This is a genomic window from Sphingobacterium griseoflavum, from assembly GCF_014653155.1.
Lineage (GTDB): Bacteria > Bacteroidota > Bacteroidia > Sphingobacteriales > Sphingobacteriaceae > Sphingobacterium > Sphingobacterium griseoflavum.
The window spans coordinates 213,057-227,208 of record NZ_BNAF01000006.1 but is presented as its reverse complement, the minus strand read 5'-3'; the positions used below and the strand labels follow the sequence as shown (position 1 = coordinate 227,208).

General features: G+C 42.5%; 10 protein-coding genes. All 10 read right to left on the bottom strand.

Annotated elements, in window-relative coordinates; all coding sequences use genetic code 11:
* Positions 1-269: 269 nt before the first annotated feature.
* Positions 270-1,739 (bottom strand): PKD-like family lipoprotein, encoded by a 1,470-nt coding sequence (locus IE165_RS09700; RefSeq protein WP_189626412.1) that lies wholly within the window; start codon positions 1,737-1,739, stop codon positions 270-272.
* 11 nt (positions 1,740-1,750) lie between these two features.
* Positions 1,751-2,521, bottom strand: a complete 771-nt coding sequence (locus tag IE165_RS09695) for a DUF4843 domain-containing protein (RefSeq protein WP_189626411.1) — start codon at positions 2,519-2,521, stop codon at positions 1,751-1,753.
* A gap of 5 nt (positions 2,522-2,526) precedes the next feature.
* The gene (locus IE165_RS09690; RefSeq protein WP_189626410.1) at positions 2,527-3,147 is read right to left on the bottom strand and encodes a RagB/SusD family nutrient uptake outer membrane protein; all 621 of its coding nucleotides are present in this window, start codon (positions 3,145-3,147) and stop codon (positions 2,527-2,529) included.
* 107 nt (positions 3,148-3,254) lie between these two features.
* The gene (locus IE165_RS09685; RefSeq protein ID WP_189626409.1) at positions 3,255-3,509 is read right to left on the bottom strand and encodes a hypothetical protein; all 255 of its coding nucleotides are present in this window, start codon (positions 3,507-3,509) and stop codon (positions 3,255-3,257) included.
* Between the two features lie 3 nt (positions 3,510-3,512).
* The gene (locus tag IE165_RS09680; RefSeq protein ID WP_189626408.1) at positions 3,513-6,920 is read right to left on the bottom strand and encodes a SusC/RagA family TonB-linked outer membrane protein; all 3,408 of its coding nucleotides are present in this window, start codon (positions 6,918-6,920) and stop codon (positions 3,513-3,515) included.
* Positions 6,921-6,933: 13 nt separating this feature from the next.
* Positions 6,934-8,070 carry a FecR family protein gene (locus tag IE165_RS09675; protein WP_189626407.1) on the bottom strand — a complete coding sequence of 379 codons (1,137 nt, stop codon included), beginning with the start codon at positions 8,068-8,070 and terminating at the stop codon, positions 6,934-6,936.
* 68 nt (positions 8,071-8,138) lie between these two features.
* The gene (locus IE165_RS09670; protein ID WP_189626406.1) at positions 8,139-8,705 is read right to left on the bottom strand and encodes a sigma-70 family RNA polymerase sigma factor; all 567 of its coding nucleotides are present in this window, start codon (positions 8,703-8,705) and stop codon (positions 8,139-8,141) included.
* 376 nt (positions 8,706-9,081) lie between these two features.
* Positions 9,082-9,357 (bottom strand): hypothetical protein, encoded by a 276-nt coding sequence (locus IE165_RS09665; protein WP_189626405.1) that lies wholly within the window; start codon positions 9,355-9,357, stop codon positions 9,082-9,084.
* Positions 9,358-9,797: 440 nt separating this feature from the next.
* Positions 9,798-12,560: a glycoside hydrolase family 2 protein gene (locus IE165_RS09660; RefSeq protein WP_189626404.1), complete on the bottom strand. Its 2,763-nt coding sequence runs from the start codon at positions 12,558-12,560 to the stop codon at positions 9,798-9,800.
* Positions 12,561-12,651: 91 nt separating this feature from the next.
* Positions 12,652-14,151, bottom strand: coding sequence for a sialate O-acetylesterase (locus IE165_RS09655; RefSeq protein ID WP_189626403.1), 1,500 nt, complete (start codon positions 14,149-14,151; stop codon positions 12,652-12,654).
* Between the last annotated feature and the right edge of the window lies 1 nt (position 14,152).

The following is a 14,152-nucleotide window of genomic DNA, read 5'->3' as shown; positions in this document are numbered from 1 at the left end:
GAAACAAATCTACAAATTATTATGTCTTTTAAAGCCGAGCGCTAACGAAATAGGTTGTTGTGCATAGACTATTCGTGATATAGGCCGACACTAGTAAACAATCCTTGAGGTGTAAATGTTTAGCCTCTCATTTCCTACAGCTGGAAAATCAGCAACTCTCCTCATGGCATTGCATAGGGGGGTAAAAATATTGATCATCAGTTCATATTTTTTTTAATAATTCGATTTTTATCGGTCATGCAAATACTCATACCTTGCCCTTCAACTGATCACTCTACCAGTATACCTAAATGCACATCAACAATTTCGTCAACAACATGTTTGTGGGCTTGTTCCAACACCATCGTATTGGCATTGTAGATATAGATGGAGCCCTGTTTACCGTTTGCTGTATCATTTGTCGCAATCATTACTTTTCCATCAAGAATCTTGAACTTGACAATATCGCCGATAGCATCCGATGGGAGTTGCACGTATTTTTGTAATGCAAGCCCCAAGTAAGAAGCCATGTAAATGGTCTTGCCAGCTGCCAGGTACCATCTACTTGTGCGCCCGTCAAAATAAACATAACCAATACGGCTGGATGTTGGCGCTACTGCAGTGCCCAACTGACTGAAAGCAATGGGTTTATAATCTGCACCATAATCCAAACGATAGGAATACAATTGACGATCCTGACTGAAGAGATAAATCTGGTTGATCGATGGAATATTTGCGTAGCTACAGGCTATAAAAGTTTTTCCGTTCATCAATTCCTCTCCGGCAATTCCCTCATAGTCATTTACATAATTATATTCGTTGCTGGTTATGCCATTATCCCAGACACGCACTCTTTTATTGTTTTCGTCGTATATGCTCATAAAAAAACGCGCGTTTCCAAGTGGTGTAGCAATCCCATTTGGAGCTACTTTATAATCTGAAGGATCATTGATAAACGCTGGCAGTGCAATCGTACCTTTTCTTAACACATGGAACTTACCCTCATTAACAGCATAGATAACCTCATGGAAGAGATCGGCCTGTACCTGAGTCGGCCGAAACACGAAATTCCCTCCGCCTACGTAACTTGACGAATTGTACAGTAAAGTGGGGACGAACTCGCGGGAATCGATAACGACTACGGGATTTACAGCATCCTCAACAGCAATGGTCAAAACATTAAAAAAGTCCGAAGACGAGGCACCGTATTTTTTCGTTCCGGAGATAGAAAGCGGATTTTTTCCCAAATTATTTAAGTTGGATAGCAGAACCTTATCAAACGAGTTTTTTTTAGCAATACTGGATAAGCAATAGAGCGAGGCCTCTTTCGCTCTGTTCTGCGTCAATACATAGTAGCCCCATTTATAAGGATTCACAATATTCAAGAAGCAACTATAGCTGGTCTTCGTGCCCGTCGATTTATCTGTAACCCGAAATTCTGCGGAAATCTTTCCGTATCGTTTGTTCGCTACATAAAAAAGATTTTTTGTATTACTTACAGTCACCGCATCCACCTTCCATTCAAAAGTCAACAAACTGGTATCACTACCTGACAAAGAACCTGTGACTGTAGGGTTTAATCGGAGGGTATCATGAAACGGAATTTCATAGATCCTACCGGTGGGATGAGTATTTTCCAACAAACCGGTTATCGCAATGGCATTTATGTCTTTGTAGTCATAATTGCCCAAATCTGTGGAGCAACCTTCAACTAAAGGAATGAATAGGCACAGGATATAAATTAGACTTTTTAAGTTCATGAGCGTAACTGTTAAGGTAATTGAATTCGTTCTTTTGTCCGGTCGCCTTCCGGATAGACCGGATGGTCGATAAAATATTGCTTGAGCACTTGGATATAGTTAAATGTCACCGGATACCAACTGGAAAAAGCTGACGTAGGCATATTATTCCAATAATATACCGGCCCGGGAGCAGCTGTTGTAAGGTCAGGCGATGGATCTGCTCCGAAGTAGTAAATCTGCATCCATTGTTGAAATATCTCCTTTTGATATGGCCCAAAATAGTTCTTCCAAGTATTCCACCAAAGGGGTTCGTTTAGGATGTCATCAATGATAATTTTTAGCTTTTGATTATAAACGTTCCCTGGAACAAATTCATTATTTCCTTGCATGCGCAGATACAGTACAGTTGGCTCAGATTCCATCTGCTTGGATCGCTGAAATTTGATAAACAAAGTATCCACGAATTTATTTGCTCCGATCACTGGGGAAGAGAATTCCACTGTCTGGGGGTCATACCGGGAATAATCTTCCACGATGTAAGCATAAGTTCGACTATAGGAACTTGACATGCCACCCACCCGAATAGGCACCGCGATTGTCTTTTGCTTGCGTTGCAGATCGGCATCCAGCGCAAAACTGTAATAGACACTATCCATGTATCTCTCTGCCGCTCGGGTATTGGCATTTGGATAGGCAAAATAAATGTAGCTTTGATCGGTATCAAATTCAAGCAAGCCATTGTTTGTATCGCATGCACTCCATATCAGCAAAGTGAAAAAGAGAAGAAAATAGCTTTTCATATTGATTAGTTTTGAGGATTATACAGCAGTTCATCTGCTGGGATCGGCAGCCTAAAGATTTCTTTCGTTGGCTGCACCGGAATAACTCGATCTATGGGTCGAAAAAGGCGCTTATATTCTGTGAATAAATATCCTTCGCCTATATTTTCCTTACGCATTTCGTCAAATATCAGATCCTTGATGTTCTGCGGGGTCATATCAGTGCTCAGCGTAAGATCCATGGTGATATTTCTAGTATTCCGGACAAAGTTTAGATAATCCATTGCCTTTTCCGGGTTGATGGATGCATAGTTTTCCGCTGCAATCATATAAATCGTGTGCAAGCCAATGACTTTGCTCTCATACAAAGGCCTATAGTTTGCATCTGACGGCAGACGGTTTTGCTCAAATAGGTACTTGGAAAGTTTCCAGGGATACGATGTATTGGGTCGCACAAACCAGCCGGCTAGACGCGCGTCGTTGAGCGAGCCATGTATGGCGTTGTTGTAGAGATTCGTTCGCAGCCAAGTGTAATTCGGAAATAAAAACGGTGAAGTCGAACTTGTGGTTGACGCATCCGCCTGCGGAAAAACATGGCTGACCTTTGCTCCTAATCTACTGGAAAATAAGGCAAAAATATTTTCCATGGGCATACGTGTGTTACCAACGGATCCATTTTCACTGGAAAGCGCCATCCTAATGCTTCGCGTTGCTTTCAATTCGTCAATAACCTCTTCCGCGTATTTTCCGGCGCTCAGCAAGTCCTATGGGCCGAGTTACTCACATTATATGATCCGACCAGACTTTCCATGAAACCATATTTCATTTCCCGACCATACAGCGTGTCCGTATTCAACGTTTCGTATACACCGGCAAGTGCCGCATTAAAACCTGAGCGATCGGTAAAGAGGTCTTCCTCATATGCTTTATCCGTTGGATTCACATTTAAGAACTTTTCGCAGCCCGGCAATGTGCCGAGCATCACGAATGCAAATATTAACTTTCTCATAATCTAAAATTGAACCATTACACCAAAATTAAACTCCCGGGCATAGGGATAGCTTATCCCACGCTCCATGCGTACCGTGCTCCAACGAAACATATCGTTCATGGAGAAGTTAAGCCGCAACCTTTCCAACGCAAACCTATTTAGGATGACATTACTAAATGAATAATTGACATTGATTGTCGAAAGTCGGAGGTAAGACTCGGTCTGTATAAAGCGGCTCGAGGGTTGTGTAAAAGACTGATCATCGATAGCTTTGTATCTCGTCTTATCCCCAGGCTGCCGCCATCGTTCTTCCAATACACGACGATCAGCATTCTGATAAGCAATATTGTTTTCAATCTTGTTCATCAGTGTCTGATTGTAGATATCCCCACCCAAGGAATAATTACCAATAATTTGTATCGATAGCCCTTTAAAGTTGACCGACGTTCCAACATTTCCAAATACACTTGCCTCCGTATTGCCAACAACTTGTTGATTATTGGCATCCCAAACATAGGTCACGTTACCGTTCCGATCGCGGAACAATTCGCGTCCATTGGCAGGATCTATCCCAAGAGAAGGCACTGCGCGTATAACGCCAAGCGATTGCCCCTGCTGATAAAACTGCGAAGGCTGGATGACATGGCCCTTTTCGTCCTTCTTGACCAGCGATTCATTCAGTGTGCGAAGTTCATTCGATATCTCCTTCAATTGGCTTCTGTTCCGTACTGCACCGAGTGAAATGTACCAGCTGAAGTCTTTTGCGTAATTATTTAGAATCCGCATGTTAGCCATCGCCTCAAATCCTTTGTTCTGCACCTTTCCCAAATTCTGAGAAAATTTATGATCGTAAAAACCGAACGATGGGGCGACATTCACGGTAGATATCATACGGTTAGTAATCCGATCATAAAAAGAAACATCAACTTTCAGGAAGTCACCTTTAACGCCAAGCTCCGCCCCAATGCTCCGTTGTTGCTGTTCCGGCCAGCGTACTGCCGGATTTCCCTGTCCACTGTAGATTGCAGCATACTGACTATAATAGTTACGTCCCGATAAGAAGTTGTACGACGTACTTACCATACCCACGTTAAATTCACTTACCGTACTTGAGGTACCCGCGTTCAGATACCAGCGTAATCTTGACAGGATATTATTTTTAAACCATTCCTCGTTGTGCATATTATAGGAAAAACCAGCACTCCAAAATGTTCCGAAACGATTTTGAGTTCCATAGATCGAGGCTCCGTCCGAACGGAGCGTGCTACTGACATTATATTTATTGTGGTACGTGTAAAATAAGGAACCCAAAAAGCCGACAGACCTTACGGGCAATGACGTTGACGTAGGCAACGAACCGATGGCGTACTGCAAAGCCATTTGTGGTGTCATAAAACGATCGTCGACATAACCTGTCACTGTATGGAGATTCCCGACGGCATTCTGTTTGCGGATCTCGGCAACGGTATTTGCAACGAATTGATGCCGGCCGAAATTGTTGGAATATTGCAGATCTACTCGTCCTTCATATTTAGTGAAATTTTGGTTTCCAAACGTATACCCCCCCTTCAGACTGGCTTCGGTAATATTTGTATAGTCCGTGTGAAATGGGGACTTATACTTATCTATGTCGGAGCTAGTTCTCACGACAGTTCCAGACGCCCTTATCGTTAATTTGGGCCATGCAAACCATTCAATCGACATATTGTTCTGCAAGGTCTGGCTTGCTTGATCACTACGAAAACCCAGTCCCGCGTTGTAAAGTGGGTTGAAAATTGTGGTTCCCCAATTATACCACCGGCCCAGTTCCCCAAAGCGGATGTTGTATTTTCCCTGATCATCATAAATCTTCTCATAGGGATTGAGTAAGGTATAGCTCTCAAAATTACCATAGGGGCTATCGTATGCCTTGGTGTATAGATAGGTCGCTACATTGCGGAATGTCAAGGCGTTAGGCATACGATAGATTAACGTAAAGCCTGCATTTCCGCGTGTCCTACCCGATTCTTTCATTACACCGCTATTATCAAAGTAACCACCTTCAAGACTATAACGCACTCCATTTTCCCCACCTTCCATCCGCAGGCTGTGATTGATAGAAAGTGTGTTTCGTATCGGTTGTTTCAGCCAATAGGTATTCACGCCACTCAACAAGTTCTGTTCACGTTTGGCCAATAGATTATCATAGTGCTCTTGTTGAATTAGATCCCAGGCGGCATCGCCGCTTTTTGATGTATATAGATCAGCAAATTTTTCATACGCCAATTTCTCAGCGGCATTCATTAGGTTGTAATCCGAAAGGTCGACCATAGAGACTGATGGCTTCATATCATAATTTACCGTAAATTTACCGTCTTTGGGCAATCTGGTTTCAATCACCACCACCCCATTCCCGCCGCGAGAACCATATAAACTCGTGGAGCTCGCATCTTTCAAAATGGAGATGGTTTCGATACGGTTAACATCAATATCGTATAACGTGGTGATCGGTACTTCAAAACCATCCATGATAATTAAGGGCGCATTTACGGCGTATTCACCCACGCTGGAAACACCGCGAATATTGATCTGTGGCATCACATTGGGGTTAGAACCAGCATTTACCCGTTCGTCAACCTTAAAAGAAGGGTCTAAAGCCTGAAGCACCGTAAAGATGTTCGTGGAATTGAACTTTTCAAGTTCTTGTCGAGTCACCATCGTTGCTGCACCTGTAAAATTATCGCGTCTCACGCGCGTATAACCCGTTACGACGGCTTCATCAATCTTATGCTCGACTTGCCGCATGGTCACCTGTATTAATTCTTCCCTAACAACTTTGAATTGCTGGCTTTCATAACCAACCATCGAAAAAAGTAGCTCCACTGGTTCATTAGCCGTGACATAAAACTGGCCATTTTCACCAGATAGGATGTCGTAACGTGCCCTTCCGATAATTTTTATGGAAACACCAACTAAAGGGTTTCCCACGACATCGCTAACACGCCCTTCTACACGCAGCTGCCGCTGCTCTTTTATTTGATGCTTTGCAGGTTCAAGCTGATTTTTGTTCGCGGAATTAGGCAATGGTTTCTTCCTGCACACCAAGATTGTATTATTGCGGAAAATTAAATCCACATCTTGCCCGGTAGCGATTTCGCGCAACACCAACTCTATATCTATGTCCTCCACCTGAATATTAATTGGCTTGCTATTTTCTAATAGGGATAAGTCACCGATAAGATCAACATTTGCCTGTTTCCGGATCTTCTCCAAGATCGAGTACATGGAACTTTTTTTCTCGTGGAGGGTAATGCGCTGTGCCGTAACGGTACCGATAAATCCTGATAATAGTAGTCCGCACAATGCCAAAATCGACAGACAGCTACTGAAATCTTTAGGCAAAAAGGTATCCGCCATCCTTTTTCCAAAGTGGTTAAATTTCCATTTCATGAAGTTGGTTTTGTTAGTTTTTCCTTCGTCTATTTGATATATGTACGTAATTATTCTTCATAGCGTAGTCCATAGGATGTACCTGCGCCATTAAGTCCAGTACTTCTTTGAGGCTTTTGTCGCGCCGTACACGACCGAATAGCTTTACCTGCGTCAAACTACCATCTACTTTGATCTCTATTCCGTACCAATCACTTAATTTTTCGGATATTTGCTCCACATTCAGTTCATTAAGATCAAAATAACCTTCTTTCCAATCGACGTAACGGGCAATATCTTTGGCTTCTATAATCTTCTGCCCATCATATACTTGGTTTGGCCCTATCCGCACCGCAAACTGTTCGTTTCCGCGCTCCTCCAAACTTGATCCGCGATCAGAGAAAGCTACTGCACCTTCAAGTAATGCTGTTTGATTTTTAATGCTAAAATCCGCATTGAATTTTGTACCCAAAACTTGGATCGTCTGTGCGTTACCGCGTACAAAGAATGGCATTCTTCTACCCCCAAGTTCTTGTTTCGCAACTTCAAAATACCCCTCGCCCCGTAGCGATACCTCTCGTATACCATCTGTAAAACAAATCGGATATCGTAATTCGCTATGGGTATTCAGCCATACTTTAGTACCGTCGGCAAGCAATATTTGGGCCGCCCCACCTGTTTTCGTGCGGATTGTATTGTAGATGGTTTTTGATTTCTGGGTAGAATCAGTTAGGTAAGTAATTTGATCATCACTCGTCCGGACGATACGATATCCCGCAACGTCTAAGGTATCATTCTGCTTTAATCTATCAAGGTCGTATTCCGTACCATCTTGCAGCACAACAATGGCATTAGATTTTATAGGTGCCTTAATCGCTTCAATAGCAGTATCCTTGTAACGATCAGCCCTCCCGATCCAATATAGGTAGATCGTGGTCGACAGCACGAAAAAGATGCATGCAGCAACCATCCACTTCCACGAAGGCTTCTTTTTCCTACTTTTGACAAAAGGCATGCTATCGTCCAAATTCTCCAAAAACATCAACATTGATCTATCTTCTGGTTCCGGAAAACGATCCAATTGATCTAACCACCGTTCGACTACAAGCTTTTCCGCTGCGGAGCATTTTCCAGCTTGGTAGTTTACAAAAATAGAATCGTTGATCTTCATAAAAATAACGTATAGCCCAACCTCTATGTCACTATAATAAGGTAAACGGCCCTATTGCGCAATTGTCCTCAGAAAAATAAAAAAAGGAAAATAGAGGAAAATTTAGAGCGAAGGATTTTTAAGGTAGATGAATATTGGTTGCGCACTGTCTTTTCAGAAAGGCCCAGCTGAGCCGCTATCTCAGGGTTGGAATAACCTTGCAGACGCAATCTTAGTATCGCTTGATATTGCGGACCATAACGACGAAGTACAGCAAAGATAGCATCTCGAAAGGTCTGCACACGGATATGCTCGTCAGCCTGGTCAAATGAAAACTCACTGGCGTAGGATTTTAAATTTTCTAAATAGTCCTTTGCGTTGTCTTCTTTAGCAAGATAATCTATAATGCGCCGCCGAAGTGCCGTAAAAAGATAGGCTTTGATATCATTTTGATAGTCGATAGCATACCTGTTATTCCACATACGAATAAACACATCATGCACCAGATCTTCGCCTACCTGCTCACCCACCCGTTTGATCGCAAAAATAAGTAAAGCTGCTTTGTACCTTTCATAAATCAGATAAAATGTTTCATCTTGGTTATCGGAAACCAAAAGCAAAAGTTTCTCATTGATCAATTTTTTAAACCTACGCATGACACATTGATTTGGACAAAGATACTTTGTATATCATTAGTATCCAAAAGGATCGCGTAGAAAAAAAATGCATCTATGATGCGAACTTTAGGAACAGGACAACATTACATACTTAATTACCGGCGTTAATACCATAGTTTTTTTTCCTTAAAAGATCTATTTAACTAGACCAAATATGCCACATTATCGCCAAAAAAATCAACGTGATAATAACTACTGAAATTGCGATCATTCTCCAGTACGAGTTCTTGTTAAATTCAAAGGTTATTTTATTAATAAAAAAGTTGGCGTAGACTTCGGGCGAAATGCTTAAATCAGGCCGAAAAATATGAACGCCTTGTATGAAATGCCTTCGCAACTCCTACTTATTGGCTACCTAATAGCTGTATCCTACATCTATTTTATCAAATGCCATAGTGGTTTCAATCCCATTCACCATAGCTTTTAGCACCGCTTGTTTGTAGCGATGCCCGACAAATTGGAGGAAAATATCTCCAGTTCCGGTGCTGCCGGATCTTTCCAACCGGGTGTACAATATTGAATCGGTTATACCATCTTGCCGTTCATAATGGATCCCTTGACGGTCGCCGATAATTTTTCTAACCGCTTTCCGTTTGTTTCGCTTAATCGTTTTGATTACAAGAACACTCATGCCTATCAGCAACGGATAATAACATACGAAAACAAAAATGCTCCCAAGCCATAAATCGATTCATCCTTATACAACAATACCGACGTAGCAAAAAGCGCCAAAACCAGCAGCCCGGCCGAAAATCCCAAAACGATACGGATCGCACAGGTCAAAAACCAATCGGATCTAGATGCTATTGCCGAAAAGTTATTTTTTGCGAATATCATTTTATGTTACATTATTTCCATCCAATATAAATGCATCGAAACTCTTTAGATAAAAAGGGAATCACTATACATACTACACTAAACAAATGTCTTGATACATCATTTTAAGATTGGGGCATCTACCTTTATCAAACCTAAGCAAAATAATATACTGATTGCACATCCTAATTTAACCTTAAAACTCACTTATTAAGCTCCAGATAAAGCAGAACGATTTAACCTCGTTACAACACATCAATTCATAGCGGCCACTTTCCTTTTCGCTAGAGCACGCTCCGCCCCTACTTTAGTATCAGATACGGGAGACTTATCCAATTGAATTGTAAGCATCGTTTCTTCGTCATATGCATACTGTTTCCGTAATAGATCAACAGCCTCGGCAGAAGCATCTGCCTTAAATTGCACCGTCACTAAGCGCGACTCATTTGGCATCAATGTGAAATAATTATCGGATGCGATGATCGGTAAAACACGTTCTTTACTCTTTGTATATACTAACCGTAATCTATTGCCAAAAACAGGTTTATTACTTTTATTCTTTACTTCGAATTGGAATGCACATTGATGACCGGATTGCTTCCTGTGTAATAACTTCACATCGAGCGCAGCAGCTGGAATAGTTTGCAAGTCGGTATAATTATCACCATGATCAGCATTTCGCCAGTAGAAGTTTTCAGCGATCAGACCTCCATCGGCATCACGTAGTTCAAGACGGATAAATTGCAAAGCGCTTTCATTCACTTCTTTCGAAAAAGGTATTTGAAAGGCTTCTACATGATTGCTGGCTAAAACATTAATCGACGCGTCTTGACTATATTTCTCGATAATTCGTCCATTGACATCATATACTTTTACGCTTGCCCACGCGCTCTCCAAGGATTTCGCCGTTGTATTGATGACTTTGACACTGTTAGTCGATGCATTCCACTGAATATGCAACGGTTCACAAGCCATTTTGGCTCCCCAATACGCACCAGTAGCATCATGATAATAATCATAGGTTTGCCAGACAAATGATGGATACGCGGATTGACTCATCCAAATCAAAAGGCCGCTCGCATCATGCCACATTTTGTCATTCCAGGCCTCGTACATGCCTTTCATCACCTCGATATTCAAAAATTGCGCCTTCGCACAAAATTCTTCCAAATTATCTGATGCACCGTATTGCGTGTTGACAGCCGCCTTGTAAGCGGTGGGATTTGCGTTGGAAGCTTCTTTCCCGAAATAGTGTTTATTCCAAACATGGTTATCATCATCCTTTAATTCCTCATCAGTAGGTAAAGGCCACCAATCTTTTTTTGGAATAAATTCTCGAACACTCTCGAAGGTCGGGAAAGTAGCTGTACCAATTTCTGTGCGTAAGCCATAACCCCGATCAGATCCATAAGGATAAGGTGGGTTATTCCAAGCTAGATTGCTACCGGAGTTTTCAAAATGATCTTTTGGTGATCGATTGCCCCACCATCCGCTACCCGAAAGACCGTCTTGATTGGAACTGGATTTGTACATGCGATCATTATGATCTTCGGAAGCAACAATTGTGCGCAAATAGGCATCTAACTCGGGTTTTGGATGCGTTTCATTGGCACCACACCAAAGTGCGATGCTTGGATGGTTGCGCAGTCTCCGAATTTTATCGAGCGCATTGCTTTTAAAATCGTCATAATCTACAATATCATTGTAAGCGACGTACAACCAGAAATCATCCCACACCATCATCCCGTACTGATCGCAATAATCATAGAATACATCATCTGTCACACAACCCGTCCACAAACGAATCATGTTATAATTCATATCCTTGTGAAGTTGTATTTTTTGTTCGTACTCCTCCTTCGAACAACGCAATAGGTATTCGCTCATGCCCCAATTTCCACCTTTAAGAAAGATTTTCTGGCCATTAATATAAAAATTCATCACTGGCCATCCAGCCGCATTAGGCACAAATTGATAACTGTATTCACGAATACCAAATTGGATAATCTTCTCATCCGATACTTTGTTTCCCTGTTCGCAGACCAACTTACAGGTATACAAATTAGGCTCACCATAGCCATTAGGCCACCATAGATTGGGTTTGTGCACAATAAGTTCTTCAAAATCTTTACGCTCAAAATATATCATTGAAGAACTATTAGCTGGAATCTTGATCGATTTGGAAAATTGAATATTTCCCGGTTGTATGGTACCAGAAACGGTCACCTCCTGTTCCTGATCGGCATCGTTGCTGATCATACTGGAGACCGATAGATAAGCAATATCATTTGATTCGAGCTGCGAACGAATGTGCGGATCTTCCATCCGCACATCGCGAACGATACGCAAATAAGCTTTGCCCGTAATACCAGCCAAACGGCCCGGTACATAAGGCATCCAATCCCAACTCGCAGCAGACAGATACGTTGGACTGGCAGCAACGCCAAATGAGTCTTCGGCATTCCTCGTCTTTTTCTGATCCGCATCCGTAATCAGCACTGCAACGGCATTCGAACCATCGGGGTTGATCCACTCTGTCACATCAAATTTTGAACGAATCATGTGTCCGCTAATATCACGTGTAGACGAGTCCGTGCCCGATATTTTTTGCCCGTTAAAATAGAAATCAGCATATCGATTTGTATTGTCGAAGTGAAGCCATACCCGCTCGCCTGATTGCAATTTCTTTGGCGTGTTGAATGTGGTACGATACCAAAATGGTCGATTAAAAAACGCCTCGTCTACTTGATGAATATTGTTGCCTACATTTGGATCGGGTACAAGACCAGCGGCCACGTATGCAGCAAATACAACACCGGGTACAGGCGCCTTTACTGCCTCGCCAAATTGGTAACCAGGTTTGGATATTTCAAATCCCGATGCTTTCACATCCGCCTTGGGCTTGACTTGCCAAACAATATCGGGATTTTCATCGGTGAGTAGCCATTCAAAAGATTGTGCAGATACGGCAAGTAGATTACCTATCAAGAGGGTAAGCAATACAAGATGTTTTTTCATCTCAATAGTTTATATTTTTGGTTGTTGTAGCTAGCAGATCTATTCCCACGATGAGCATAGATCTAAGAGCCACAATTGTTTCGGTTTTCTATTAATTGTCTTTTATGGTAACTTCTTGCCATTGATCCGTCCGGAAAGGAACGGCAGGGAATCCAGCCCCATTTTCCAGATTAGTTACGGCATCATTGGTAAATGCATATCGTAGAGCAACGGGTTTACTGACTTTCTTGGAGGATACCTCGACACTATTTCCCGTAATCTTCGCAGTAGCAGCGTGAAAGACACGGTCTTCGCCGGCCAATTCAAAATAGGCTGGCACCGAGCCATCATTGGTTTTGAGCCCTCCTTCTAGACCTGTAGGCGTGTAATTGACGATGGCTTTGCCTTTGTTGAATTGCACAAAATTATACGTAGGCCCGCGATAAGTTTGATCGCGATGGCCATATAAACGATTGAGTGCGATATCTGCCAATCTTTCGCCCAATAATCTCTTTCGTTTGGGGTGCAAGTCGTTGGCGTCACCAACATCCATGCTCACCACCATTTCTACATTATTTAAGGCGCATAGCTTTTGTTGCGCTTCTCTAAAAAATGCATCGACCCGATTCGATTTATCCTTACCTTCGTGCCCATACGGAGCAATTTGAATAAAGTAAAATGGTAATTCACCTTGTCTAAACGACGTTCTCCATGTTCGCACTAAGGATTCCATCAATAGACTAAAATGCTCCCGTTCTTCGTGATTGCTCTCACCTTGATACCAACAAATACCTTTGATAGCAAGATGACGAAGCGGATGAATCATGGCGTTGTATAATAAATACGGTCGCGTCACCTTTTCAAAAGAAAAGCTACCGTCGATCACTTCTTTGGATCGCGAGCTTGATAAGTAAGGTTCCAAATACTGCTTGTTGAGCACCGGATTGTTTGCCAGCTCCCACTTCGGCACGTAGGCTTGTGCGGCAGAAGCACCTATCCCAGAAAAAATTACGCCTATAGGGTAACGTAGCGAATCGGACAGACGGCTCGCCAAATAAAACCCTGCTGCACTAAATTTTTTGGCGAACTCAGGTGAACAAATCTCCCAAGTACCACCAAGAGAATCGAGTGGGCTATCTGAAAAATTTAATGATGCATTGAACAGCCGAATCTCCGGCCGATCTGCCTTCGCAATACCTTGCGCTGCATCGTAATCCTCCTGCAAAGAGAATTGCATATTGGATTGCCCGGAGCACAACCACACATCGCCGATAAGTAAAGAATCCAACTGGATGTGCTCTCCCCCAGATTCAACACGGAGCCAATGTGCCGCAAAAGGATCACCCTGAACGCTTGGCACATCCAGAATGGCGAGGAATGCTCCCTGATCATCAGCCTGCACAATGACGGGCGTTGTTAGCCAATCTGCCTTCACCGAAACCATGGCGCCCTTTGCAGCCTCTCCCCAGACGCGTATTGGTCTATTCTGCTGTACAACCATTTTAGATTGCAGCATAGAAGATAGCTTGAGTGAGCTGGGCGAGGCGCATACATCTTTGAAGAACAACAACAATATAACCGCAATGAAATGAGCAAAATAGGTATATTTCATA